The 25,711-nt window shown below is 56.3% G+C and carries 27 protein-coding genes (1 of these 27 cut by a window edge); 14 read left to right on the top strand and 13 right to left on the bottom strand.

Annotation, left to right across the window (positions count from 1 at the left end):
* Positions 1 to 98: 98 nt before the first annotated feature.
* Positions 99 to 2,234 carry a TonB-dependent receptor gene (locus ACJJJA_RS00170; RefSeq protein ID WP_444903418.1) on the bottom strand — a complete coding sequence of 712 codons (2,136 nt, stop codon included), beginning with the start codon at positions 2,232 to 2,234 and terminating at the stop codon, positions 99 to 101.
* Between the two features lie 89 nt (positions 2,235 to 2,323).
* On the bottom strand, positions 2,324 to 2,623 hold the full coding sequence (locus tag ACJJJA_RS00165; RefSeq protein WP_444887518.1) for a hypothetical protein: 300 nt from the start codon (positions 2,621 to 2,623) through the stop codon (positions 2,324 to 2,326).
* Positions 2,624 to 2,739: 116 nt separating this feature from the next.
* On the opposite strand from ACJJJA_RS00165, the gene hisB reads away from it, so the two are divergent.
* Genes hisB through hisF form a run of 4 tightly spaced genes read left to right on the top strand, consistent with a single transcriptional unit; the run spans position 2,740 to position 5,522 of the window.
* Positions 2,740 to 3,327, top strand: coding sequence for an imidazoleglycerol-phosphate dehydratase HisB (hisB, locus tag ACJJJA_RS00160; protein ID WP_444889094.1), 588 nt, complete (start codon positions 2,740 to 2,742; stop codon positions 3,325 to 3,327).
* Positions 3,327 to 3,977, top strand: a complete 651-nt coding sequence (gene hisH, locus ACJJJA_RS00155) for an imidazole glycerol phosphate synthase subunit HisH (RefSeq protein ID WP_444903417.1) — start codon at positions 3,327 to 3,329, stop codon at positions 3,975 to 3,977. Before hisB ends, hisH begins: the two co-directional genes overlap by 1 nt.
* Before the next feature lie 52 nt (positions 3,978 to 4,029).
* The gene (gene hisA / locus ACJJJA_RS00150) at positions 4,030 to 4,761 is read left to right on the top strand and encodes a 1-(5-phosphoribosyl)-5-[(5-phosphoribosylamino)methylideneamino]imidazole-4-carboxamide isomerase (RefSeq protein ID WP_444883130.1); all 732 of its coding nucleotides are present in this window, start codon (positions 4,030 to 4,032) and stop codon (positions 4,759 to 4,761) included.
* On the top strand, positions 4,761 to 5,522 hold the full coding sequence (hisF, locus tag ACJJJA_RS00145) for an imidazole glycerol phosphate synthase subunit HisF (RefSeq protein WP_444883129.1): 762 nt from the start codon (positions 4,761 to 4,763) through the stop codon (positions 5,520 to 5,522). Before hisA ends, hisF begins: the two co-directional genes overlap by 1 nt.
* 86 nt (positions 5,523 to 5,608) lie before the next feature.
* Here hisF and ACJJJA_RS00140 read toward each other — a convergent pair whose 3' ends face one another.
* From ACJJJA_RS00140 to gpmI, 3 genes are all read right to left on the bottom strand, one after another.
* On the bottom strand, positions 5,609 to 6,970 hold the full coding sequence (locus tag ACJJJA_RS00140; protein ID WP_444883128.1) for a S41 family peptidase: 1,362 nt from the start codon (positions 6,968 to 6,970) through the stop codon (positions 5,609 to 5,611).
* A 212-nt stretch (positions 6,971 to 7,182) separates the two neighbouring features.
* Entirely contained in the window at positions 7,183 to 8,310 is a 1,128-nt protein-coding gene (locus ACJJJA_RS00135) for a murein hydrolase activator EnvC family protein (protein WP_444883127.1), read from the bottom strand.
* Positions 8,310 to 9,857, bottom strand: a complete 1,548-nt coding sequence (gene gpmI / locus ACJJJA_RS00130) for a 2,3-bisphosphoglycerate-independent phosphoglycerate mutase (RefSeq protein WP_444903416.1) — start codon at positions 9,855 to 9,857, stop codon at positions 8,310 to 8,312. The genes ACJJJA_RS00135 and gpmI overlap by 1 nt, the downstream gene beginning before the upstream one ends.
* 227 nt (positions 9,858 to 10,084) lie before the next feature.
* Here gpmI and ACJJJA_RS00125 point away from each other — a divergent pair, with 227 nt between their 5' ends.
* From ACJJJA_RS00125 to smrA, 6 genes are all read left to right on the top strand, one after another.
* The gene (locus ACJJJA_RS00125) at positions 10,085 to 10,501 is read left to right on the top strand and encodes a rhodanese-like domain-containing protein (protein WP_444883125.1); all 417 of its coding nucleotides are present in this window, start codon (positions 10,085 to 10,087) and stop codon (positions 10,499 to 10,501) included.
* Positions 10,502 to 10,540: 39 nt separating this feature from the next.
* Positions 10,541 to 10,801: a glutaredoxin 3 gene (gene grxC / locus ACJJJA_RS00120; protein WP_444903415.1), complete on the top strand. Its 261-nt coding sequence runs from the start codon at positions 10,541 to 10,543 to the stop codon at positions 10,799 to 10,801.
* Between the two features lie 158 nt (positions 10,802 to 10,959).
* Positions 10,960 to 11,454: a protein-export chaperone SecB gene (gene secB, locus ACJJJA_RS00115; protein WP_444883123.1), complete on the top strand. Its 495-nt coding sequence runs from the start codon at positions 10,960 to 10,962 to the stop codon at positions 11,452 to 11,454.
* Between the two features lie 120 nt (positions 11,455 to 11,574).
* Entirely contained in the window at positions 11,575 to 12,027 is a 453-nt protein-coding gene (locus tag ACJJJA_RS00110) for an acyl-CoA thioesterase (RefSeq protein WP_444903414.1), read from the top strand.
* A complete protein-coding gene (locus ACJJJA_RS00105) occupies positions 12,020 to 12,883 on the top strand; it encodes an SDR family oxidoreductase (RefSeq protein ID WP_444903413.1) in 864 nt (287 codons plus the stop codon). Before ACJJJA_RS00110 ends, ACJJJA_RS00105 begins: the two co-directional genes overlap by 8 nt.
* A gap of 19 nt (positions 12,884 to 12,902) precedes the next feature.
* Positions 12,903 to 13,490, top strand: a complete 588-nt coding sequence (gene smrA / locus ACJJJA_RS00100; protein WP_444883121.1) for a DNA endonuclease SmrA — start codon at positions 12,903 to 12,905, stop codon at positions 13,488 to 13,490.
* Positions 13,491 to 13,658: 168 nt separating this feature from the next.
* Here smrA and ACJJJA_RS00095 read toward each other — a convergent pair whose 3' ends face one another.
* Both ACJJJA_RS00095 and ACJJJA_RS00090 read right to left on the bottom strand, forming a co-directional pair.
* On the bottom strand, positions 13,659 to 14,156 hold the full coding sequence (locus ACJJJA_RS00095; RefSeq protein WP_444883120.1) for an META domain-containing protein: 498 nt from the start codon (positions 14,154 to 14,156) through the stop codon (positions 13,659 to 13,661).
* Between the two features lie 64 nt (positions 14,157 to 14,220).
* Entirely contained in the window at positions 14,221 to 14,694 is a 474-nt protein-coding gene (locus tag ACJJJA_RS00090; protein WP_252083757.1) for an META domain-containing protein, read from the bottom strand.
* A gap of 181 nt (positions 14,695 to 14,875) precedes the next feature.
* On the opposite strand from ACJJJA_RS00090, the gene pyk reads away from it, so the two are divergent.
* Positions 14,876 to 16,312 (top strand): pyruvate kinase, encoded by a 1,437-nt coding sequence (gene pyk / locus ACJJJA_RS00085; RefSeq protein ID WP_444903412.1) that lies wholly within the window; start codon positions 14,876 to 14,878, stop codon positions 16,310 to 16,312.
* A 702-nt stretch (positions 16,313 to 17,014) separates the two neighbouring features.
* Here pyk and ACJJJA_RS00080 read toward each other — a convergent pair.
* The 5 genes from ACJJJA_RS00080 to hutC form a co-directional block, all read right to left on the bottom strand.
* A complete protein-coding gene (locus ACJJJA_RS00080) occupies positions 17,015 to 17,515 on the bottom strand; it encodes a hypothetical protein (protein ID WP_252083754.1) in 501 nt (166 codons plus the stop codon).
* 97 nt (positions 17,516 to 17,612) lie between these two features.
* On the bottom strand, positions 17,613 to 17,954 hold the full coding sequence (locus ACJJJA_RS00075) for a hypothetical protein (RefSeq protein ID WP_252083753.1): 342 nt from the start codon (positions 17,952 to 17,954) through the stop codon (positions 17,613 to 17,615).
* A gap of 284 nt (positions 17,955 to 18,238) precedes the next feature.
* Positions 18,239 to 19,789, bottom strand: coding sequence for a histidine ammonia-lyase (hutH, locus tag ACJJJA_RS00070; protein WP_444903411.1), 1,551 nt, complete (start codon positions 19,787 to 19,789; stop codon positions 18,239 to 18,241).
* 267 nt (positions 19,790 to 20,056) lie between these two features.
* Positions 20,057 to 21,733: a urocanate hydratase gene (hutU, locus tag ACJJJA_RS00065; RefSeq protein ID WP_444903410.1), complete on the bottom strand. Its 1,677-nt coding sequence runs from the start codon at positions 21,731 to 21,733 to the stop codon at positions 20,057 to 20,059.
* An 89-nt stretch (positions 21,734 to 21,822) separates the two neighbouring features.
* Entirely contained in the window at positions 21,823 to 22,533 is a 711-nt protein-coding gene (hutC, locus tag ACJJJA_RS00060) for a histidine utilization transcriptional repressor HutC (RefSeq protein ID WP_444903409.1), read from the bottom strand.
* A 187-nt stretch (positions 22,534 to 22,720) separates the two neighbouring features.
* Between hutC and hutI the strand changes: the two genes are divergently transcribed.
* Positions 22,721 to 23,950 carry an imidazolonepropionase gene (hutI, locus tag ACJJJA_RS00055; protein WP_252083749.1) on the top strand — a complete coding sequence of 410 codons (1,230 nt, stop codon included), beginning with the start codon at positions 22,721 to 22,723 and terminating at the stop codon, positions 23,948 to 23,950.
* On the top strand, positions 23,934 to 24,902 hold the full coding sequence (gene hutG / locus ACJJJA_RS00050) for a formimidoylglutamase (RefSeq protein WP_444903408.1): 969 nt from the start codon (positions 23,934 to 23,936) through the stop codon (positions 24,900 to 24,902). The genes hutI and hutG overlap by 17 nt, the downstream gene beginning before the upstream one ends.
* 49 nt (positions 24,903 to 24,951) lie before the next feature.
* Here the strand turns inward: hutG and ACJJJA_RS00045 are convergent, their stop codons facing one another.
* Positions 24,952 to 25,374, bottom strand: coding sequence for an organic hydroperoxide resistance protein (locus tag ACJJJA_RS00045; protein WP_444887504.1), 423 nt, complete (start codon positions 25,372 to 25,374; stop codon positions 24,952 to 24,954).
* Positions 25,375 to 25,565: 191 nt separating this feature from the next.
* Between ACJJJA_RS00045 and ACJJJA_RS00040 the strand changes: the two genes are divergently transcribed.
* Positions 25,566 to 25,711 carry the start of an RNA polymerase sigma factor gene (locus ACJJJA_RS00040; RefSeq protein ID WP_252083746.1) on the top strand. The gene runs 355 nt beyond the window's last position, so 146 of the gene's 501 nt are visible here — the first part of the coding sequence; its start codon is at positions 25,566 to 25,568; the stop codon falls past the right edge of the window.

Raw genomic sequence — 25,711 nt, 5'->3', positions numbered from 1 at the left:
TGTTCCCACAGGTGTTCACCGAGAGCCTATCCGGGAAGTGTAGGAGATGCAGCCCCGCGGAGCTGGGTGCGCCGCGGGGCCATTGAAGCAGTTGTGGCTTAGAAAATAAACCGCACGCCGGCTTCGATACTGCGGCCTGGTGCCGGGGCATAGTCGCGCAGCAGAGAGGTGGAATTGCGGATTTCTTCGTCGAGCAGGTTGCGGGCGCTGGCGAAGAGCACCGCGTCGCTGCCGCCGATATTGAGGTTGTACTCGGCGCTCAGATCCATGCGAGTGTAGCCATCGGTGGGCTCCTCATAGGCCCCGGCGCGGTCCTGGTCCGCCGCCTGTACGGTGCGCCACTCCCAGCCCCACTGATCGTACTCGGCCCCCAGGGCCAGGCCCATACGCAGCGGCGGCATACGTGGTACATCGGAGCTTTCGCCGGCGATGGCATCATCGAAGCTGGCGCGCACCATATCGCCAAACAAGGTGACATAGTGGCCTCCCTGTAAGGGGAAGGTCACCGAGGCCTCGGCACCGTAGAAAGTTGCATCGCGGTTGGCATAGGCATAGACCGGTAATTCCTCTTCCTCACCGCCGGTGTTTTGCGCGTAGATATAGTCACCGATCTGGTTGTAGAACACACTGGCCTCAATACGCGCAGCGTGCCAGCCGTTGGCGGCTTCGTTGTGGTGGTGATAACCCAGTTCCAGGTTAACGCCGTTCTCTTTATCCAGCTGGTTGTTGCCCAAGAGGTAGCGGGATTCCGCCAGGTGCGCTCCGTCGGCAAACAGCTCCTCGGCCACGGGCGCGCGTTCGGAGTGGGTAGCGCCGAAACTGATATGCTGGTGCTCGGCGAGGAAGTACTGCAGCGTCGCGCTGGCGCCGATCAGGTTGTAATCGCGGTCGCTGGCGGTTTCCGGATCTATATCCACTCGCTCCAGGCGGGCGCCCAGATCTAGGTGCCAGTTACCCCACTCGCGCTCTTTCATGGTGAAAAAGCCAGCGCTGCGGGTGCGTGAGGGCTGGATAAAGGCTTCGTCACCCACTGCGGCAAAGTCTTTGTCGGTCAATTGCAGGCCGTAGGCACCGCGCCAGCCGTTGCCGGCATCGTGGGTTATTTCAACCCGGCTCTCCCAGGCCTCGTTGGTGAAGCGGGTGCCCGGATTGCCGGCATCCAGCTCCACATGCTCATAATCGTTGTAGCCGATGCGCAGGCTCAGTTTGTCCCAGTAATCGCCGTCGAAGCGGTGCTCACCTTTCAGGTCATAGCGGGTTTGCACCAGGTCGATACGTACCGCATCGATCTCACCGGCCTCGGCGTGCTCCTCGTGTTCATCATGGTCGTGATCATCGTGGTCTTCACCCGCATGGTCCTCATCGTCATGGTGATGCTCATGGGTGCCCAGGGGGATACCGTAATTGTTTTCCAGTCGGTTTACGGAGAAACCGATAAAGCCGCTGTCGGTGATCCAGGAAACGCCACCGCTATAGCTGTGGGCGCGGGCATTGGTGTTGCCCACGAAGCCATCGGTGTTGAAGGCCTCTTCGTGTTCGCCTTCTTCGCCGGCGTGCTCTTCATGATCATGGTGTTCTTCATGTTCATCGTGCTCAACGATCGCGAGGCCCGGGATTTCGGTATTGTCATTTTCCCGGTAGACACCGTCCACATACCAGGCCAGCTGCCCGGCGCCACCGGTGAAGCGAAATACCGAGGCATCCTGATTGTCGGCGCTGTTGTGGCGCAGCTCTACCGCGCCTTCCACTTTTTCGGGCACGGCGGTGGGAATACGTCCGTCGGTAATATTCACCACACCGCCCACGGCGCCGCTGCCGTAACGCAGGGCGGCGGGGCCGCGCAGTATCTCAATGCGCTCGGCCAGTAGGGGTTCGATGCTGGCGGCATGATCGGCGCTGGTATTGGAGGCGTCAGACACATCCAGGTTGTCACTGAGTATTTTTACCCGGTTGGCGCTTTGGCCGCGGATAACCGGCAGGCCCACGCCGCTGCCGAAGGAGGCATTGGCGACGCCGGGCTGGTCTTGCAAAGTCTGGCCCAGGGTTGCGGCTGCTGATTTGCGCAGTGCGTCGCCGGAGAGAATAGAAACTGGTGCCGCCACAGCATCGGCGGGTTTATCCAGCGGCGATACGGTAACGTTGACCTCTTCCAAGGGCGAGTTGTATTCAGCGGCGTAAATAGTGGGCGCAGCCAGGCTGGCAATGGCCAGGGCCAGAGTATTGATCTTGATCATTTGTTTTTTTATGTCCTGTCACAGGCGGATGCTGCCGTACGCGCTCAGGCGCGGGCATCCACAAAAATAAATTGTTGGTTTTTTTAGGGTTAGCTGAGAGACAGGGACAGGGGAGGGGCGCGCGCGCTCTGGCGCTCCGGCTGGCGATCGCGCGCTGCTAGCGCAGAGGGCCGGTTGTAGTGACTTTGGGGCTCAGCCTGAACGAGCAGTGGCTCGCTGCCGAGTGCTGCGGGTGAATGCATGCAGCACAGGTCACACAGTTCCACCTGGCTGTTACCAAGATGGAAGTGCTCCGCCCACAGCGGCTGAGCTGCTACTAATGCAAGTAGCAGGAACAGGCTGGCCCAGTAATGGGATTTTCGGCGCTTTAAGGTAACCATACCGCGCATGATAGGTGCTTACGGTTACGAATCAAGTTTCATCTGACACTAGCGAACCACAGAGGGCATCATTCATCTTATAATCTGCGCCCTCTGTCTTATTGCTCATAAAAGGAACGCTTTCGATGCGCAAGGCTAGCGTCACCCGCGACACACTGGAAACCAAGATTCAAGTCAGCGTCAATCTGGACGGCCAGGGGCACGGCCAGTTTGCTACCGGCGTTCCTTTTCTCGAGCATATGCTCGATCAAATTGCCCGTCACGGCATGATCGACATGGATATTCATTGTGATGGGGATACCCATATCGACGACCACCATACGGTGGAAGATATCGGTATTACCCTCGGCAAGGCCATTACTCAGGCGCTGGGGGACAAGAAGGGGATGACCCGTTACGGCCACAGTTATGTCCCCCTGGATGAAGCTCTCTCCCGCGTGGTGATCGATTTTTCCGGCCGCCCCGGTCTGGTGATGGATGTGCCTTTTACCCAGAAACGCATCGGTAATTTTGATACCGAGTTGTTCTATGAATTCTTCCAGGGCTTCGTCAACCACGCATTGGTAACAGTACATATCGATTGCCTGCGCGGCCACAACGCCCACCATCAGGTAGAGACGGTATTCAAGGCCTTCGGCCGCGCCCTGCGCATGGCGCTCACCCTGGACCCGCGCATGGCTGGCACCATGCCCTCTACCAAGGGGGTGTTGTGATGGGCAAGATCGCGGTCCTCGATTACGGCATGGGCAATCTGCACTCGGTTGCCAGTGCTCTGGATAAGGTGGCGCCGGAAGCCGAAGTGGTACTGGCGCAAACCCCGCAGCAGGCCCAAGGAGCGGAGCGCTTGTTGGTACCGGGGGTGGGCGCCATTCGCGACTGTATGGCGGGATTTGTTGAAGCCGGTTTTGCGCCGTTGCTCAAAGACGCTATCGCGGCGGGTACACCGGTATTGGGTATCTGCGTGGGTATGCAAATCATGATGCGCCACAGTGAGGAGAATAACGGTATCGATTGCCTGGATATCTTCCCGCAACCGGTGAAGTTTTTTGGCAAGGACCTGCCGAGAGTTGCCGCGGGTGAACGTTTAAAGGTTCCACATATGGGGTGGAACCGGGTGCAACAAACCCGCGAGCATCCACTGTGGGCCGGTATCGCCGATGGCAGCCGCTTCTACTTTGTGCACAGTTACTTTGTGCCGGCTGATGATAATCGGGATCTGGCTGGGCGCACCGATTATGGTGTCCCCCTGGCGGCTGCGGTGGCGCGTGAGAATATCTTCGCCACCCAGTTCCACCCGGAAAAGAGCGCCGAGACTGGCCTGCAATTACTAAAGAACTTTGTCAGCTGGAATGGCCGGGCCTAAGCCCAGTAGACCTTCCCTGACATCAATAACTACCGCCGACGAAAGACAGAGCATGATTGTAATTCCCGCTATCGACTTAAAAGACGGCCAGTGTGTGCGCCTGCGCCAGGGCGAGATGGACGACGCCACCGTATTTTCCGATGATCCCCTGGCCACTGCCCAGCACTGGGTGGACCAAGGGGCCAAGCGCTTGCACTTGGTCGACTTGAATGGTGCCTTTGCCGGCAATCCAGTCAACGGTGAAGCTGTAACTGCCATTGCCAAGCAATTTCCCACATTGCCGGTACAGATCGGCGGCGGCATCCGCGACTTGCATACTATCGAGCGCTATCTGGATGCCGGTGTGACCTGGGCCATTATCGGCACCGCCGCGGTGAAACAGCCGAAACTGGTCGAGGAGGCCTGCCGCGAATTCGAGGGCCACGTAATTGTCGGGCTCGACGCCAAAGATGGCCTGGTGGCCACTGAGGGCTGGGCCGAGGTTTCAGAGCTAAAGGCCACCGAGCTGGCCAAGCGCTTCGCGGATTGTGGTGTCAGCTCCATTGTGTACACCGATATCGCTCGCGACGGCATGATGCAGGGCGTCAATATCGAGGCCACTCTGGAAATGGCTCGTGCGGTACAGGTGCCGATAATCGCCTCCGGTGGTGTCAGCAGCATTGAGGATATCGAGCAGCTGTTGGAAACCGGTGAGATCTACGGCGCGATTACCGGCAGGGCGATTTATGAGGACAAGCTGGATCTGCGCGCGGCGCAGCAGCTCTGCGATCAACGGAGCAAGTAATGGCACTGGCGAAACGTATTATTCCCTGCCTCGATGTCGATGCCGGGCGCGTGGTAAAGGGCGTTAATTTTGTCGATATCCGCGATGCCGGCGACCCGGTGGAGATTGCCCGCCGCTACAACGAGGCGGGTGCGGATGAAGTTACCTTTCTCGATATCACCGCTACTCACGAGCAGCGCGACACCCTACTGCACACCGTGGAAAAAATGGCCCACGAGGTATTTATTCCACTTACCGTGGGTGGCGGTGTACGTACCCTGCAGGATATCCGCAACCTGTTAAATGCCGGTGCAGACAAGACCGCGATCAACTCCGCAGCGGTGAAAAATCCCGAGTTTGTGCGTGAGGCCGCAGAGCGTTTTGGCAGCCAGTGCATCGTAGTGGCGATTGACGCCAAACAGGTGGGGGAGAACCGCTGGGAAATATTCACCCATGGCGGGCGCCAGCCCACCGGCATAGACGCTGTGGCCTGGGCTCGGCAGATGGCGGAGCTGGGTGCTGGGGAAATACTGCTCACCAGTATGGACCGAGATGGCACCAAGAACGGTTTTGATTTGGCCCTGACCCGCGCGGTCAGCGAGGCGGTGCCAGTGCCGGTCATTGCCTCCGGTGGCGTCGGCAACCTTCAGCATCTGGCCGAAGGTGTTCTGCAGGGCGGCGCCGATGCGGTGCTGGCGGCAAGTATCTTCCACTTTGGAGAATACAGCATCGCCGAAGCCAAGGCGTTTATGCAGGAAGCGGGAATAGAGATGCGAGTTTAGTCTGCGGGCTGACGATCGCGGAGGCTTGATGTTACTGCTGGGGCGGATGCGCTGGCGGCGGGCTTGAGCCCGCCGCGCGCCAGTTACTACTGTTTATCTGCGCGGGCAAAGCGTTCGCGCAGACCCCGGTCCCTGTGAGCGTAGAGATTCAGCCCTTTAAGTACATTGAGTGCTTCGAAGATCTGGTTGTCGCGATCCATCCAGTTGTCGCGCTCTCCCTCTTCCCGTTCCCGAGCGCGGTCTTCCGAGGTGCGATCAGCCCCGCCGTTGCCATTGTTCAAATGGCCGGCCAGGTCCGCCTCGGTGGGGCGCTGCATATCTTTCAAACGGGTGATCTTGGCCCTTTCCACAACAATATCTGGCGTGATGCCCTGGGCCTGGATGGAGCGGCCATTAGGGGTGTAGTAGAGCGCGGTGGTGAGTTTGATGGCGCGTTCGCTATTGATAGGTATCACGGTCTGTACCGAGCCCTTGCCGAAGCTGTCGGTGCCCATCACCACGGCGCGGCGATGGTCCTGCAGGGCTCCGGCGACAATTTCCGCCGCCGAGGCGGAGCCGGCATTAATTAGCACTACCAGCGGGGCGCCTTCGGTGAGGTCGCCGGGTTCGGCGGAGTAACTCAGGTTGGCAGCCTCATTGCGGCCTTCGGTGTAGACCACCAGCCCTTCCTCAAGGAAGGCGTCGGCCACTTCTACCGAAGACTGCAGCACGCCGCCGGGGTTGTTGCGCAGATCGATAATCAGGCCTTTGAGCGCCCCTTTCTTTTGAAGTTTGATCAGCTCTTCCGCCACATCGGCGCCGGTATCCAACTGAAACTGGCTGATGCGCAGATAACCGTAGCCTTCATCGAGCACCTTGCTGCGCACACTGCGCACGCGCACGGTGTCCCGCTTGAGGGTGACGTCGAAGGGCTGTTTGCGGCCCTTGCGGGCGATAGTCAGGGTGACGCTACTGCCTTTGGGGCCGCGCATCCATTCCACCGCCTCATCGAGGCCGACCCCCTTCATGGATTTGCCGGACAGGCGCAGTATCACATCACCGGCTCTGAGACCCGCGCGCGAGGCGGGAGTGTCATCCATGGGGGTGATCACAGTGATATGGTCATCTTCGATACCCACCTCAATCCCCAGGCCGGCAAATTCGCCGGTGGTGTTGGCCTGTAGATCGTCGAAAGAGCGGCGGTCCAGGTAGGAGGAGTGGGGATCGAGTCCTTGCAGCATACCTTTGATGGCGTACTCCAATAGGGTGCGATCATCCACTTCTTCCACGTAGCCCTGACGGATCTGTTCGAACACCTTGGCGAAGCTGCGCAGGTCTTCGAGGGGGAGGCGCCCGCTGTTCTCGGTGGCGAGATTGGGTTGTTGGCCACCTTCGCTGAGACCCATTAACGGCAGGGCTGTGAGGGCGGCGGCTCCGAGAAATGTGGTGAGCGCCTTGGAGATGAACATATTGTTGTGACCTCTGCCTTATTTCTTCGCTGCTTTGCGAAAGTGTAGACCGCAGAGATTGGCAGGGATTCTAATGCGCCGCCAAATTCTACTGTGCCACAGGCTTAGTCGTGAAAAGCCCAACTGCCTTACAACTCCCTTTTGCGCTGGTGCACAAGTCCGGCGTCAGGGGAAAAAATGGGCGTATCGTCGCAGAAGAGAGCGGCAAAGTGTCAGCCACGGCACCAGCCGGTAGGATCGCGGGCCTGGCCGCGATGGCGTATTTCAAAATAAAGCCCACTGTGGGTGAGGCCGCCACTGTTGCCTACCCGAGCGATAGTGTCACCGCTCTCCACCCACTCACCGACATTGCGGCTGAGGGATTGGTTGTGTGCATAGAGGCTCATATAGCCATCGCCATGATCGACAATCACCAGCATGCCGTGGCCGCGCAGGTAATCGGAAAAGACGACGCGCCCGCGGTGGATTGCCTGCACGGGCTCCCCCTCGGCGGCGCGAATAATCACTCCCTTCCAGCTGATTCCATTGGCGCGGCGCTGTCCATAAGCATTGGCGCGGCGGCCCTTGACCGGCCACTGTAATTTACCCCGCTGCTTTGCGAAGGGTTTGTGCTGGTCCGGATTTACCAAGGTGGCGATCGCGCGCCCGACTTCATCGATCAGGGTCTGCAGGCGTTTTCGGTCCCCTTGCAGTTGCTTGAGTTCACCACCGCCATTGGCGAGCCGCGCCGCGAGTTTTTCCAGGGTGCGCTTGCGTGTTTGTTGCGCGCTGCGCAATTTGTCCTGGCGCTCCTGCAGCTGTGCCCGTTCCGCCTGCAGGCTATTGCGCTCGCGCTCGATCGAGGCGGAAACCGTTTCCAGCGAGGCGAGGGTTTGCAGGTAGTTGTCGATAACGCGGCTGCGTTCTTGGAGGAAGTAATCGTGGTAGCGAAGTTGGCGGGCGATATTCTGTGGATTTTGTTGGTTGAGAAGGAGCTTGATCTGTTCTTGTCGGCCCAGTCGGTAAGCGGCGGCGATCTCCTGCTCGACCCGCCGCTGCATACTTCGTCGCGCTTCTTGCAGCTGTTTCTGCTCTCGCTGCAGTTCGCGCAGCTTGTCCGTGCGGCTGCGCATATCCCGCTTGATCTGGTCTATGCGCTGGTACAGCCCGGAGATATCTTTCTCGTTCTCTTCCAGATCCTTGAGCAACTGGTCGCGCTGGCCGCGCACCTGGTTGAGCTCCTGTTGCAGGGAGTCGATGCGCTGCTTGATTTCCGCGAGGCGTGCCTGCTGGTCCGCTTCCGCCTGGCTCCAGGCGGGCAGTGACAGCAGGGCAATCAGGAAGAGTACGAGAGTTTTCATCAGTCCATTTTTACCAAACTGTGGCCGGTCATTTCCGCCGGCTGTGGCAGATCCATCAACGCTAACATGGTTGGCGCCACATCCGCCAGACTGCCTCCGTCACACATTTGCACATTGCGTTCGCCGATGTATACAAAAGGCACCGGCAGGGTGGAGTGCTGGGTACTGACCTGGCCGGAGTTAGTGTCGAACATCTCTTCCACATTGCCGTGGTCGGCGGTGATCAGCACTTCGCCACCGGCGCTCAGGGCTGCATCCACGACACGCTCAACACATTGGTCCAGGGCTTCTACCGCTTTTACTGCCGCTTCAAAAACACCGGTGTGGCCGACCATATCACCGTTGGCATAGTTGCAAATAATGGTGTCGTACTCGCCGCTCTCAATCGCCGTGACCAGCTTGTCGGTTACTTCCGGCGCGTTCATTTCCGGCTGCAGGTCGTAGGTGGCTACGTCCGGAGACTTGATCAGCTCGCGGGTTTCGCCGTTGTAGGGCGCTTCGCGGCCGCCGCTGAAAAAGAAAGTCACGTGGGCGTATTTTTCGGTTTCGGCAATGCGTAGCTGGGTTTTGCCCTGGGCAGACAGATATTCACCGAGGGAATTCACCAGGTTTTCCGGTGGGAAGGCGCAGCTGGCGTGGATGTCTGCGGCGTATTCAGTGGTCATGACAAAGTCTGCCAGCTTGGGCTGGGCCTTGCGCTCGAAGCCGCTGAAGTCTGCTTCGGTAAAGGCGCGGGTCAGTTGGCGTGCGCGATCTGGGCGGAAGTTCATAAAGATCAGAGCATCGCCATCTTTGATGGGATCGGGCTCACCGATCACTGTCGGCGCAACGAATTCATCATTTTCACCGCGCTCATAGGCGGCAGTTAATCCCGCCAGGGCGTCAGTGGCTTTGTGCTCTGCGGTACCCAGGGTGAGCATGTCGTAGACAGATTCGGTGCGCTCCCAGCGCTGGTCGCGATCCATGGCAAAGTAGCGGCCTGCCAAAGTGGCCATATGGGCATTGCCGACGGTGTCGCACACCTGCATCAGGCGCGCGATGGAAGGCTCGGCGCTGCGCGGCGGCGTGTCGCGGCCATCCAGGAAGGCGTGTACGTAAATGGCGCGGGCTCCGCGCTGGGCCGCCAGGGTCACCATCGCGACGATATGGTCCTCGTGGCTGTGTACGCCGCCCTCGGACAGCAGTCCCATAATATGTACCGCGCCGTTGTTGGCGATGGCCTTATCTACCGCAGCGGTGTAGGCGGTATTGCGGAAGAAATCGCCGTCCTGAATGGCCTTATTGATACGGGTGAAATTTTGGTAAACCACACGGCCGGCTCCCAGGGTCATGTGTCCCACCTCGGAGTTACCCATCTGCCCTTCTGGCAGTCCCACCGCCATACCGGAGGTCTGGATCAGGGTCTTGGGGCGCGTCGCCCAGATGTTGTCCCACACTGGAGACTTCGCGGCGCGAATGGCGTTGTACTCGGCATTGTCGCTGTGGCCGAAGCCGTCCAGAATCAGCAGGACCAAGGGGCGTTTGTGCGGGGCTTGCGAAGCGGCCATAGCGACGGATTTCCTCTATCGGGTGGTTTGGATTGCGGACGCGGATTTTAACCCGTTCGGCCATCGTTTAACTACGTCGAATAGTGTTGGGTGAGTCCATTTGAGTCTATATCCATGCCGTTGGAGTATGATTTTGCTGGTTAGAAATTCGCCACAATCGTGTATACTCCCGCCAGCTTTGGCGCAGCTGCGCCGTAACGATAACCACGATGGATTTTGGGGGCGGAGTGGATTTTTTCGTTTTTTTAAGTGAGCAATGGCTGCTGGTCGGTCTGCTCGTGGCACTGCTCTATGCACTGGTTCTGAGCGAGCGTTACAAGGCGGGCGTGCCGGTTTCCCTGCACGAAGTGACCCGGCTGATCAACAGTGATGGGGCCAAGGTGTTGGATGTGCGCGATCGCAGCGAGTTTACCGCCGGGCATATTGTCGATGCACTGCATATCCCCCACGGGGAAGTGGCCGAGCGGTTCGCCGAGCTGGAACCCTTTAAAGATAAAGTGGTGATCGTCGCCGATAAAATGGGTCAGCACGCAGGCCCTGCGGGCCGCCTGCTTAAGCAGAAGGGCTTCCAGGTACGCCGCCTACAGGGCGGTATGAGCGAGTGGAGCAACCAGAATCTGCCCCTGGTCAAAGGCAAGGGCTAGCTCAGTAGTTTTATAGATGGCTTTAGGCGGAGTTTTATTATGCAGGATGTAGTCATCTACACCACCCGTTTTTGTCCCTACTGTATTCGCGCCAAGCAGCTGCTCGACAGCAAGGGTGTGAATTATCGCGAGATTGCGGTGGACAATAAACCTGAGCTGCGCGCACAGATGGCAGCCAAAGCTGGGCGCCGGTCGGTGCCGCAGATTTGGGTCGGCGACTTCCATGTGGGCGGTTGCGATGATCTGATGGCCCTTGAGCGCAATGGTAAGCTTAACGGCTTGCTTAAGTCCGCTGGCTGATAAAGGTTGACGCCGCGTGCCTCACGCGACTCTTTATATTTGCTATTAATCCGGTCCGGGCCTTGAAACGGTATTTGCAGGCCCCAATCTGAAGGCTCATACAGGGAGTCTTTCTCACGGAAGGCATCAATAAACTTTTTATAAAAACAGGCAGTAACATGGCTGAAGAATTAAACGGCGCGGCAAACGCAGAGGCTCCACAAGTACAATTCGCGATGCAGCGCATCTACCTGAAGGATCTCTCCTTCGAGACTCCCATGGGCGTTGAGGTTTTCAAGAAACAGTGGAAGCCCCAGGTAAATCAGGAGCTGAACACCAAGACCGCCAAGGTTGAAGAAGACCTGTACGAAGTGGCACTGACGCTCACTATCACCGTGAAGCTGGAAGAAGACACCGCTTTCCTGGTGGAAGTGAAGCAGGCTGGTCTGTTCGGTATCAAGGGACTGGAAGGTCAGCAGCTGGCTCAGGCCCTGAATACTGCCTGCCCACAGATCCTGTTCCCATACGCTCGCGAAGTGATCGACAACGCGGTTGTTAAGGGTTCTTTCCCGGCTCTGATGCTGCCGCCAGTTAACTTCGACGCCCTGTTTGCCCAAGCCCTGAATCAGGCGCAGCAACAAGCGGAAGGCGCACAGGCTAACGCGGACGCATAATCCGGTCAGCTTGCAAAAAAGGTCCCATCAGGGGCCTTTTTTTATATCTGCTATTTGTCCACTTAGCGGGATTAGTAGAAATAAATACCAGTTATTTGTGAGATCCAGCGGGGGCTGCCTATGCAATGGGATTTACCCAATCCCTTTATCCACAAAGTCAGGGTAAGTGCTGAGCATGTGGATGGATTACACCATGCCAATAATGCCGAGTATGTGCGTTGGTGCGAGGCTACCGCCTGGGCTCACAGTGCCGCATTGGGTCTGGATGTCATAAATTACCAGGACCTCGACCGGGGAATGGCCATTCGTCATGGGCAGTATGACTATATACTGGCGGCGAAAGAGGCGGATGAACTGGTATTCGGCACCTGGCTCACCGAGGTGGATGGGCGCTTGAATATGACCCGCCACTTTCAAGTCTTTCGCGCCGCCGATGGAGCATTGGTATTGCGGGCCCAGTGGCGGTTGGTATGCATCGAACTTTCCAGTGGTAGACCGAAGCGCATGCCGGCGATCTTCAAGGAAATTTACAGTCCGGCAGTGACTGCCCCGGAGGCTGAAAAAAATGAGTGAAGAGTTTGTAACCCTGACAGAAAACACAGGGGCGCTTAAGGACAAGACCATCTTTATCACTGGCGCTAGCCGCGGTATTGGCCGTGCTATAGCACTCAAGTGCGCGGCTGATGGCGCTAATATTGTGATCGCCGCCAAGTCCGCAGAGCCCCACCCGAAGCTACCCGGCACCATCTTCTCTGTAGCGCAGGAGGTGGAGAGCGCTGGCGGTAAGGCCTTGGCCCTGCAGGTGGATGTGCGCGATGAGCAGCGGGTGCAGGAAGCGATGGCGCAGGCAGCCGACAAGTTTGGTGGTATCGATGCAGTGATCAATAACGCCGGCGCGATCAACCTGAGCAATGTCGAGTCCACCCCGCCCAAGCGTTACGATCTGATGCAAGACATCAACAGCCGTGCAGTGTATCTGACGGCGCACCTAGCGATTCCCTACCTGAAGAAATCGGATAGCGCCCATATCCTCAGCCTGTGTCCACCGCTTAACCTACAGCCCAAGTGGCTGGGGCCTTTTGCGCCCTACGCACTGTCCAAGTTTGGCATGACTATCCTCAGCCTGGGATTGGCGGAGGAGTTGCGCGAGGCGGGGGTTGCCGTTAATACTCTGTGGCCGCGCACTCTGGTGGCTACCGCCGCCATTGAGTTTGCCGTGGGTAGCCGCGAGATGTTCGAACAGAGCCGCAGGCCGGCGATTATGGCCGATGCTGCCTACGAAGTACTGGTCACCAAGGAAGCCGCCTTGAGCGGGTGTCAGCTGATCGATGAGGAACTTCTGGTGGAACGCGGGGTAAAAGATTTTACCGACTATGCCCACAACCCCGATAATGCGGGGGACCTGACTAAGGATTTATTTTTGGACTGACGCTGGCGGGGGGTATTTCATGAGCGGCGACAGCAAGCTATTCAAAGACGCTCTCGGTGAGCTGGGAGACGTGAAACCGCTGGTGCAGGAGCGCCGCGTCACCCTGCGCAAGGAGAGCGAGCCATCCGAGCGTATCTTGCGCGAGCGCCGCGCTGCTGCGACGCGTTTGACCGAGCGCGAAATGAACCCCCTTTCCGGTGAGTATATTGAGCTTGTGGCGCCCTGGGACCCTATTGAATTCAAGCGCGATGGGGTGCAGAACGGTGTGTATCGCAATCTGCGCCTGGGCAAGTACACGGTGGATGCACGCCTCGACCTACACCGCCACTCGGTGGAAATGGCGCGCAGTGCCGTTGTGGAGTTTGTGCGTGATTGTGTGGAGGCGGATGTGCGCTGTGCGCTTATTACCCACGGCAAGGGCGAGGGCCGCAAGCAGCCCGCACTTTTGAAAAGCTGTATCTATCATTGGCTGCCGCAACTGGATGAGGTGCTAGCATTCCACAGCGCGCAAAAACAACACGGTGGTATGGGCGCTACTTACCTTTTGCTGCGCAAAAGCGAGCGCAAGCGTCAGGAGAATCTGGAGAGGCATCAGCGGCGCTTTTGAGGTCCGTTATGTCATTTTTCTGTCATCTGTGAGAACTATGATGCGCGCCGAGGCTTTCCAATGCGATTGCGCATCTGACTCATCTTTTTGATTCTTCTTGATTGTAATATTGGCGACCCTATGGGTCGCCTTTTTTATGGCTGCGCTACAGGCATTGGTATCGGGAATTCAACGCATAATGTCATCGACCCGGTTAAATTCTAGCCGTGTGGATTTGTCATTACTGCTCAAGATCAGCTTGTCACCCACCACTTCGAGAAAACGGGTTTTGCGCAGGGCTTTCAGGTAGTCGGCCTCTAGTTCATCACTGGGGCGGCGGTTTCCCACTCTGGAGATAATCGGCGACCTGGGCCAGGAAAGTTCGCCGCTGCTCTCGAGAGAAAAGCGCCCCAGATAGGGATTGATGCCACCGTTACCCCGTACGTAGCCGAAGCGATCACAGGTAAAGAATGGGCGCTCGCGCCAGAACTTTTTCCACAGTAGCGTGTACTCGTAGGTGTTCTCGCCATCTCGGAGGTTTGAGAGTATCCAGTCGTGCTCACAGGCAGACCACGCCGGCTGTTTGGGGGGTTGGGGAGTGGGCTCCCTGAAAGACATACACCCGGAAAAAAGCAGGCTCAATACGGCTGGGACCACAAGCTGCAAGCGTAAGTGAGATCGCGGCATGATGTCGTTCTCATTGTTTTTGCGACATTTAATCGTAAAAGCTATCAGTGGTCTGTGGTGGTGTTCAAGATCCTGCCCTGACATATTCAATATAAATATCGCCAGAGGCGTCGCGAAGGATCAAACGCTTACCGCGGGACTTGGTAAATGCCTGGCGAGTACCGGCCAGGGCGCGCAGGTAGGCATTTTCCTGCTGCAGTAGGATCTCCGGGCCGCTCATCTTGGTCGAGGCGAAGCTGGAACTGTCCCACAGCATCAGGCCGTTTTCAGTTATCTGCAACTCGCCACGGTAGGTATTAATACCGCTGCGCCCCATCACATTGCCATCGAGATTACACACGAAAGTAAAATCTGCAGGCTTCTGGATCGGCACTGCAGCGCCGTTAATACGCAGGCGTACCAGCTGCCACTTCTTATTGCAGACTGAACTAGCTGTTCCCGCACTCTGCACAACTCGGGCTTCTTCCGCACTGTTCGACAGGCATCCGCCAATGACCAGTAGGGCCCCCAGCAGCCACAGTTGCACCAACCTGCTCATCGGCGAGTTACTCCCTGACCCTTGCACCTACAATCTCAAACGGGCCTGTCGCTTTAGCCTATAACCCGCTCTATGCAAAGCTTAGTCGCTGGCCTCTGTTGAGAGACGACAGGTGTGACAAGCTATGCTTCACCTGTGAAAGCGAGTGCTATCCGGGCTGTAAAACGAGGCTAGATGCGGCATGATCCGGCGGACAAAAATAGTCGCAACACTGGGTCCCTCAACCGATAAGGGGGACACCCTGGGGCAACTGGTCGCCGCCGGGGTGAACATCGTGCGCCTGAATTTTTCCCATGGTGAAATCGACGAGCACCGCCGCCGCGCTGAGCAGGTTCGGGCAGAGGCCGCTCGCCAAGGGTGTCATATCGCCATGTTGGGTGATCTTCAGGGGCCGAAAATTCGTGTGGGCAAGTTCACCGATGGCGGTGTGCATCTCAGCACTGGTGCCGAGTTTACTCTGGACCCCACTTGGCCAAGGGAGCAGGGCAACAGCGCCGGGGTTTCGGTGGATTACACCGAGCTGGCCGAGGACTGCCGCCCAGGAGATACCCTGCTACTGGACGACGGGCGACTCAGTCTGCAGATCAAGAAAATTGATGGCAGTGCGGTTATCACTGAGGTACTAGATGGGGGCTGGCTCTCCAATCGAAAAGGAATTAACAAGCGAGGCGGTGGCCTCACCGCGCCCGCATTAACGGACAAAGATTTGTGCGATATTCAAGTTGTCGCCGATCTGCAGCTGGACTACTTGGCGGTGTCCTTTCCTCGCGATGCGCGGGATATTCATAGGGCGCGGGAGCTTCTACAGCAGGCGGGGGGTAGCAGCCAGATTGTCGCCAAGATTGAACGGGCCGAGGCGATCTCTTCTGATGAACACTTGCAGGAGCTAATTCTAGCGAGCGATGTCATTATGGTGGCACGCGGCGATCTGGCAGTAGAGATTGGCGATGCGGAATTGATGGGGGTGCAAAAACATTTAATTCGTTTTGCTCGCTATCTGAATCGCACGGTAATTACGGCAACACAGATGATGGAGTCGATGATCTCCAGCCCTGTGCCCACGAGGGCGGAGGTGTGTGATGTCGCCAATGCGGTGTTGGACGGCACCGATGCGGTAATGTTGTCGGCGGAAACCGCCAGCGGGGACTACCCGGTGGAGACTGTTCGGCATATGGACGAGGTAATTATTGGAGCGGAAAAACACCGTGCAACACAGCGCCCTTCGGATAGTTTGCGTGGCAATTACCCTGCCGGGGATGCCTGTATCGCCATGGCTGCAATCACCATTGCCAATCACTGTCGAGATATCAAGGCTATTATCTGCCAGACAGAAACGGGCAACACAGCCCTTTTGATGTCCAGGGTTCGCGCAGCCATTCCGATTTACGCGTTTTGTCGGCACCGTAGAGTTTGTAACCGGGTTGCCCTTTATCGCGGCGTCGATCCGGTTTTAATGGCGGTGGCGGGTATGGATGGTCCCTCCCGTGACCACAAGGCAATCGACCATTTGAAGCAGCGCAGTCTTTTAAAATCGGGGGATTTTGTCTTGGTTTCCCGTGGCTATCGACAAGATGCCGGCGGCCAGACTGATACCCTACGGGTCGTAAGAGTTGAGTAAGCATTTTTTCCGCTCTGGGCGAAAATTCAATTTTTATTTTTAAATCGAAACCCCTACTTTTTTATCTGTATTTTTCTGGCATTTAATAAATTCGTTTTTAGCCGGAACGTGCGCAGCGCACTAGAGTTTTTGTTTCCAGTTCCTGTTCAACGCAGTGAAATTTTTTTCCGTTGAGTGATAAAGATTTTGGGGTGCCCTGTGATTTAGTTGTGGAACAGCCGGTAATGCTTATTACCAGTGTCACAGCAAGCAGTTTCGGCAGGAGTTTCTGCACTGCACTTACCTCGCAAGGTTTACAGGATTCGCTTTCTTAACTCAGGGTAGTGGTAATAGCTGTCAAAGTGAGGAAAAGAACGCCAATTTGCAAAAAGTAGCGACAGAGCTGTTGAATGGCTAAAGATAAAACAGGCGTTGGTACCCAGCGAGTAAACTCGCCGGTCACTATTTTGGAGCGGATGTGAATTATCGAAGAGAGATTTTTCTGATCCCTCTTTTTTTGCGCGCAAATAAGTAATCGAATATTTCTAAATGATTAATTCAAAGTTATTAGTGGACCAATTTAAAATTTGTATTGATGTTGTTTTGTGGATTGGTGAGTCCGCAAAATACCAGTAATGTTATTGATCTGTACCGGCATTTTGCGGGCAAAATGAAATATCTGGATTTCAGCTATTTCAAGGCTGGATTAATAGCAGCTAAACGCTAGCGTCTTCTATGGTGATATCCACCGCGGACGCGATGGTGTCCACGCACTCTATAACTGCGGTGGCTGCGATATCCTCGGTGGCCGCCGCGATAGTAACGGTGCTGGGCACGATAGCGGATTTGTGCAGCACCGGGGGAGTTAAAGCGGTTGTAGTAGGGAAGCCCGCGATAAAAGTACCTGGCCCGGTAGCGGGGGTTGCCGCGATAACCTGGTGCGCGGTAATAGGAATAGGCACCGCGATAATAATAGCCATAGCGCGGGGTTGCCCGGTAATACTGGTAAACCGGTGTGCGGTAAGAGACATAGATATTACTGGAGGGATAGTAGTTCGGGGTTGCGTAAGGGTAAACAAAGGAAGAGGTGTAGGCCACTCCCCCTCCTCTGTAGTAACCGCCGTAGTAGCCACCGTTATAGTAACTATCGGTTGCACAGGCACCTAAAGTTAGGGCCGTGCATACCGTGACGGCAATAAAAGCCGTCTTAACAGCTCTATTCATAGTGCAATCTCCGGTAAGCGAAAGTTCCCCCCGGAGAGGCCCGGCAGGGGCCAAGCCCCTTTATGTGTGCCAAATGGACGCACACAGAATTTCTTTCTCAGTAGGGCCTGGCCTGGTAGGGCGGATCCGGCAGATCAATTACCTGGTAACTTGTGTTCACCACCGCGGGCGGCCTCAGGCGATAAAAATTCCCATCCCAGTAAAAGTTGCAATGCTGCATGTTGTGGCAGGTTCCATCGGGGTGGCAGTGGGCATAGCGGCCCCGTAGGTTGTAATATGACTTGCTGTAATAAGGGCTATATCCGTAATAGCTAGCTGAGCAGTCATAGCCTCCTCCGCAGGGGTAACCTGTTCCGTTACAGGCTGATAGGGCAAACCCTGTGGCAATAGCCAGCGCGTAGCCCGAGTGGCGGAGCAGCCGAAGCGACAGCGGTTTCATCTAGACCTCCACACCTTTTGGCGGGTAAAACGTCTAATTGTCAGCCTAGCACTTTTGGCGCAAATTTCCTCACAAAGAAAAAAATTTGTTCTAGCGGTACCTGATAAAGAAAAACTTGTCTCTTTACTGATTTTCTTGTTTTAAATCGCGACCGCGGACAAACAGCTACTTTAGAGTCGCTGTTGCTGGCGGACCAAAGACAGAGAAAAAAATACCGGGGTTTAGGCCCCGGTATTTAGTAACGAAATCTTCTATAAAAATTAATTTATAGAAATTAAAGGAAATTAATGACTACTTGGGAGCAGGGCTGGATCAATGGATTCCAGGTAGGCGCCGCTGCTTAGCAATTGTTTAGCCTCTTCAATATCCGGGGCAAAGTAGCGGTCCTTGTCATAGAAGGGTACTCGCGCGCGCAGTTTTGCCTTGGCGGCCTCCAGTTTTTCCGTAGATTTTAACGGCGCACGGAAATCCAGTCCCTGGCAGGCAGCGAGTAGCTCCACCGCCAGGATGCCACAGGTATTGTCGGCCATATCCCGCAGGCGACGGCCGGCAAAGGTGGCCATGGATACATGGTCTTCCTGATTGGCGGAGGTGGGCAGTGAGTCCACGCAGGCTGGGTGCGCCATGGATTTGTTCTCACTGGCAAGCGCCGCTGAGGTGACCTGGGCGATCATAAAGCCGGAGTTCACCCCGCCATTTTCCACCAGGAAGGGAGGCAGGCCCGATAGGTTACTGTCGATCAGCAGCGCCATGCGACGCTCGGATAGAGAGCCGATTTCTGCCAATGCCAGCGCCAGGTTGTCGGCGACCATAGCAACAGGCTCCGCGTGGAAGTTACCACCGGAAATAATGTCGGAGTTATCCGGATTTTCCTCGTCGGTAAATACCAGTGGGTTATCAGAAACACCATTTGCCTCGGCCAACAATACTTCGGCAGCGAAGCGCATCTGCTGCAGACAGGCACCCATTACCTGGGGCTGACAGCGCAGGGAGTAGGGGTCCTGCACTTTTTCACAGAACTGGTGGGAATCACCGATCTGGCTGGTTTCACCGAGCAGGTCCCGATAAATTGCCGCTACGTCGCGCTGAGCCTGTTGGCCGCGGGCGTTGTGAATACGATCATCGAAGGGGCGGCGTGAGCCCTTGGCGGCTTCCAGGGTAATGGCACCGGTTACCAGGGCGCCGGCGAACAAGTCTTCACTGGCGAACAGGCCGAGCAGGGCAAAGGCGGTAGAAGCCTGGGTGCCGTTTAGCAGGGCGAGGCCTTCTTTGGGGGCCAGGGTAATGGGCTCTAGCCCCGCAGCTTTGAGGCCTTCGTGAGCACTCTTGCGCTCGCCCTTGATAAATACTTCCCCTTCACCGAGAAGTACCACACTCATATGAGCCAGGGGCGCCAAATCGCCAGAAGCGCCGACAGAGCCTTTCTCAGGGATAGCGGGATATACACCGGCATTGACCAGTTGCATTAAAGCTTCGATAACCTGCGGGCGCACGCCGGAGAAGCCGCGCGCGAGCGAGTTGATTTTCAACACCATCAGCAGACGCACGGTGGCTTCACTCATAAAGTTGCCGGTACCGGCGGCATGGCTCAGTACAATAGCGCGCTGCAGGTTTTCCAGGTCGTGCTTTTCAATGCGGGTGTTGGCCAATAAACCAAAACCGGTATTAATTCCGTAAACCGTGCGCCCCTCGGTAATAACCTGGGCAACAGTGTGGGCAGAGGCTTCAATAGCGGGGTAGGCGCATTTCGCCAGGGACAGTTGCACCGACTCGCGGGCTACGCGGCGCAGTTGCGCAAGGCTCAATTGACCGGGATCGATTTCCAATTGATACATAAATTCATTCACCAAAAAATATTTACTGCTTAGCAGGCTGTTGAAAAACAGCCTGCGCGGGCGGTGCGAAAGCGCCTGCCGCAAAATCAAGCACTGCAATTGCTTGATTTGAGTGCCCATCTTTGTGGACATGTGCCGCAAAGATGGCTTGAAAAAGTCGCTTGTTGGCTTTTTCGACACCCTGTTAGGCGCCGGCGGCGCAGCCCGATAAAAATTATTCGGGCTGTAAAAGATTTCCGCCGGCGGTATTTTTATTGCGGTAAAAAATCAGTCGTTCAGCATGGGCAGGTCTAGGCCCTGCTCTTTTGCGCATTTTTTTGCGATTTCGTAACCGGCATCGGCGTGGCGCATTACGCCGGTGGCGGGATCATTCCAGAGAACCCGCTCAATACGTTTGCGCGCAGCTTCGGTGCCGTCACAGACAATGACCACACCAGAGTGCTGGGAGAAGCCCATGCCTACGCCACCACCGTGATGCAGGGATACCCAGGTAGCGCCGGAGGCAGTGTTCAGCAGGGCATTCATCAGCGGCCAGTCGGAGACAGCGTCGGAACCATCCATCATGGCTTCAGTTTCGCGGTTGGGGCTCGCTACAGAGCCGCTGTCGAGGTGGTCGCGGCCGATCACTACCGGTGCTTCCAATTCACCGTTGGCTACCATCTCGTTAAATGCCAGTGCCAGGCGCGCGCGATCTTTCAGGCCCACCCAGCAGATACGTGCGGGCAGTCCCTGGAAATGAATCCGCTCGCGGGCCATGTCGAGCCAGTTGTGCAGCTGCGGATCGTTGGGAATCAGTTCCTTAACCTTGGCATCGGTCTTGTAGATATCTTCCGGGTTGCCGGACAGGGCCGCCCAGCGGAAAGGACCGACACCTTCGCAGAACAGAGGGCGAATATAAGCGGGTACAAAACCGGGGAAATCGAAGGCATTTTCCACACCTTCCTCGAGAGCCATCTGACGAATATTGTTGCCGTAGTCGAGGGTTGCGGCTCCGCGCTTTTGCAGCTCCAGCATGGCTTCAACCTGAACCGCCATAGACTGTTTGGCTGCCTTTACTACTGCGGCTTCATCTTTCTTGCGCATCTCCGCTGCGTATTCCATGGTCCAGCCCTGGGGCAGGTAGCCATTTAAAGGATCGTGAGCGGAAGTCTGGTCGGTAACCGAATCTGGCAGAATATTGCGTTTTACAATTTCCGGGAAAATATCTGCTGCGTTGCCCAGCAGGCCAACGGAAATGGCTTCGCCTTTTTCCATCGCGGCTTCAATCAGTTGCAGGGCTTCGTCGAGGCTGGTGGCTTTTTTGTCTACATAGCCAGTGCGCAGACGGAAATCGATACGGGTTTCGTCGCACTCTACTGCGATCATGCAGAAACCGGCCATGGTCGCCGCCAGTGGCTGAGCGCCACCCATGCCGCCGAGGCCACCGGTAAGAATCCATTTGCCTTTCGCTTCGCCATTAAAGTGTTTGCGCGCGACGGCGGCAAAGGTTTCATAGGTACCCTGGACGATGCCTTGGGAGCCGATATAAATCCAAGAGCCGGCAGTCATCTGGCCGTACATGGCCAGGCCTTTTTTATCCAGCTCGTTAAAGTGTTCCCAGTTGGCCCAGTGGGGTACCAGGTTGGAGTTGGCAATTAATACCCGGGGTGCATCGGCGTGGGTTTTAAAGACTCCGACAGGCTTGCCGGACTGCACCAGCAGGGTTTCGTCGTCTTCCAGGCGCTTCAGCACCTCGACAATCTTGTCGTAGCACTCCCAATCCCGCGCGGCGCGGCCGATACCACCGTACACCACCAGGTCCTCCGGGCGTTCAGCTACCTCGGCGTCCAGGTTGTTCATCAACATGCGCAGGGGAGCTTCGGTGAGCCAGCTTTTGGCATTGAGCTCACTGCCGCGAGGCGCGCGGATTTTGCGGCTGGGATCGTGGCGTTTGTCGGTAGACATAGCTTCCTCGTCAATTTTTCTCGTAAAAAAATTCACACGTCCCGGATTTGATTGTTTCTTTTCCCAGGGCGCGCGGGATAAATCAATAACTAGAATCTCAGTTGTGCACCGAGGCGGTATCGATTGCCTGGGTGAACCAGGCGCGCGAAGCTCACGGTGCCGGCACTGCATTTAGTGCGCCGCCAAACCTGGAGGCACGCATCTCCGGGGGCGATTTCCAGAGCGTGGGCGATAGCGGCTTCCGCAGCTATGGCCTCGACGGTTGTATCGGCCTCGGTCAGCGGTGCGACTTTGGAAAGATAGGCGTTGGGGGTGGTGTGGGCGAAGTCCTGGTCTAGGTAATCTGGAGCCAAGGCTGGATTGGTAAACCGCTCTTCCCACTGCACCGGCAAGCCGTTGTCACAGTGCACAATAATGGAGTGAAACACTTTTGCCTGTTCGGGCACTTCCAATGCCAGGGCTACATCGGCGCTGGCGACACAGGGCTGAGCTAACAGAATGCGGTTGCTGTAACTGTGCCCCCGGGCCGAGATCTCGTCGGCGATATTGCGCACTTCCAACAGTGAGCTGGCGGGCACCGGCTCGGCGACAAAAGTACCCAGCCCCTGGGAGCGCATCAGAACGCGCTCATCGGTTAATTCACTTAAAGCGCGTCTGGCGGTCATACGGCTGACACCGAATTCCTGCGCCAGCTGATTTTCTGAGGGCACCTGGAAATGCACAGGCCAGCTGCCGTTTTCGATGTTTTGCCGGATATGGCGCTTGATCGCCGCGTAGCGGGGTTCGCTTGCAGTATTCATACTCGGATTTAGTGCCTTTATGGCTTGTATATGGTTGTATATACAAGAAATAATAGAAGCTACTATGGTTGTCTTAAAGATGACTGTCAAGCCGGGGCGATGGTCTGTATGCTGACTGCCCAAATCCCGCTCGGTATTGCACTGGGCATCTATGGTTAAAGAAGGAAAAGCGCGCCGCTAGAAGCTTATGACAGAACGCTGTGACCTACTGATTACGAATGTGAACGCCGCTACCATGGACCCTTCGATTGCCGGGGGCTACGGTGCTGTAGAGGATGCCGCAGTGGCGGTAACCGGCGGCAAGATTGTTTGGCTGGGGCCGCGTCGCGAGTTACCGGACTGTGCTCCAGATAAGGTGATCGACGGTGAGGGGCAGTGGTTGACACCGGGCCTGATCGATTGCCATACCCATCTGGTATACGGTGGTCACCGCGCCGGAGAATTTGCCCGCCGTCTGGGCGGGGAGAGCTATGAAGAAGTAGCCCGTTCTGGTGGTGGCATTATTTCTACCGTGAGGGCCACTCGTGCCGCCAGTGCTGAGGAATTATACCGTTTGTCGGAGCCCCGCCTTCGCGCCTTGATGTCCGAGGGGGCCACCACTGTCGAGATCAAATCCGGCTATGGCCTGGATCTGGATACGGAGTTGAAGCAACTGCGCACCGCTCGCCGTTTAGCGCAGCACAATTCGGTGGAAATCGTTACCACCTGTTTGGCCGCTCACGCCCTGCCGCCGGAATACGATGGTCGTGCTGATGAATATATCGATTTGATCTGCGAGCAGATATTGCCGGCAGTTGCGCGCGAGCAACTGGCCGATGCGGTGGATATGTTCTGCGAAACCATCGGCTTTACGGTAGAGCAGTGCCAGCGGGTGATTGATGCCGCCAAGCAGTTGGACATGCCCATTAAAGTGCACGCCGAGCAGCTAGCACGCACTGGCGCCACTGAGATGGCAACCAAAGCCAGCGCCCTCTCCGTAGATCATATTGAATATATTAGCGATGCGGATGTGCTGGCCATGGCTGAAAGCGGCACCGTGGCAGTTTTGCTCCCTGGAGCTTTTTATACATTGCGCGAGACCCAGATGCCGCCGGTAGAGAAACTGCGGGAGGCGGGGGTTTGCATGGCTCTATCCACCGATCTGAATCCCGGTAGCTGCCCTATCGGTTCTCTGCGGTTAATGATGAATATGGGCTGCAACCTATTTGGCCTTACCCCAGCGGAGGCGTTGGCCGGGGTGACTCGCGCAGCCGCGCGCGCCTTGGGGCTCTGCTGTTCCCGCGGAGTACTGCGGCCCGGATTGCGCGCAGATATGGTGTTATGGCCGATGGATACCCCAGATCAGCTGGCCTATGAATTTGGCGCGCTGAAACCCGCACAGATTTTCCTGGGAGGTAAAGATGTTACAGCTGGCTGATATGCGCTTGTGGAGTGGCCGCACAGACAGCGAGGATGGTCGCGCCGGGGAGCGTTGGCACCAACGTGTTTCGCCGCTGCAGCTGGATAACCCCCCTGGAATTGCCATCCTCGGTTTCGCCTCGGATGAAGGTGTGCGCCGCAATAAAGGGCGTATTGGCGCTGCGAAAGGGCCGCGAATCCTGCGCTTGGCGACTGCCAATCTGCCCGCCACCTTTGATTTACCTCTTTATGATGCCGGCAATGTGCGCGTCGATCGTGAGGATTTGGAATCCGCACAGGCACTACTCGGTGCGCGTATCAATGAGTTGCTGGCTAACGGACACTTTCCCCTGGTTTTGGGGGGTGGACATGAAATCGCGTTTGGTAGTTATCAGGGCATAGCGCGATGGATGCGCGAGCTACATCGGGAAAAGACCCTGGGTATTATCAATTTTGATGCCCATCTGGATTTGCGCATCCCTTCACCCAAGGGTTCCTCGGGTACACCTTTCTATCAAATTGCGGAACAGTGCCAGATCAATGGTCGCCCTTTCAATTATCTGTGTGTCGGTGCTGCCGATAATGCCAATACGCCGGCGCTTTACAATCGTGCCGATGAACTGGGTGCAGAAGTCATTCGCGATCGAGAAATTAGCAGCTGGAATCTGGATAAAATAAAACAGCAGATCCGGGACTTTACCGTTAAGGTGGACTTTGTGTACCTCACAGTATGCCTGGACGTATTACCAGCAGCAGTAATGCCTGCGGTCAGTGCCCCCTCTGCGCGCGGAGTCCCGCTGGAATTACTCGAAGAGCTATTGGATACCGTTCTGGACTCAAACAAGGTTTGCTTGGCGGATATGGCCGAGTTTAATCCCTATTTCGATATTGAGGATCATGGTGCGCGTACTGCAGCAAGGTTGGTTTTCCAAATAACCAATGGGGCCGCGCGCTCAACTCGCCAAGAGTAAGAGGGTAAAGTGGCCTGTAAGGCTGCCAGGGGTTGGCAGCCTTATGCTTCTAAACCGTAATATGCAGCCTCACGGTAATATTATTGCGGGTTGCATTGGAGTAGGGGCAAACTTCCTCGTGAGCTTTTAAGGCCACGCGTTCAGCTACCACCTGATCCATGCCCGGTAGCTCTATATAGAGATCAACTTCCAGCCCAAAGCCTTTCCCGCTGGGTCCTATGCCAACTTCAGCTCGCACACTGGTATCGTTCGGTGTAGCGACCTTTTCCTTGTCCGCAACAAATTTCATTGCGCCGATAAAACAGGCCGAATAGCCTGCCGCAAATAATTGCTCAGGGTTGGTACCACTTCCGCCATCCCCGCCCAGCTCTTTGGGAATACTGAGCTTTACGTCTAGGGCGCCATCCGACGAAGCCGCCTGTCCATCACGTCCACCTGTCGCCGTGGCGACTGCCGTATAGAGAGCCTTCATAAGTGTGTCCTCAGAAATTCTGCAGACCAAGTGTAGTTGTATTGGCTTGTGTCGGTATGTAAAGCCTGAGGTAAATCTGAGTTATCGGATCAAACAAAGATATCGACACCGATTGAAGATGTAGACGAAATTTTTTGTAAGGTTCTTGGCGTCGCCGGTACAGTACTCATTACAAAAAAATGGAGTAGCCGGTGGATTTACGGGATCAATTATTTCAGCAGGCGATAAGCGAGTATGCCGAGGGTATCTCCCGAATAGCGCGCAGCTATGTGCGCACTACTGCAGAACATGAGGATCTGCTCCAGGAGATATGGTTGGGTTTATGGCGAGCGTTACC

The organism is Microbulbifer mixtoriginis (SeqCode), assembly GCF_052466865.1.
This window is presented reverse-complemented; position numbering and strand designations above follow the sequence as displayed.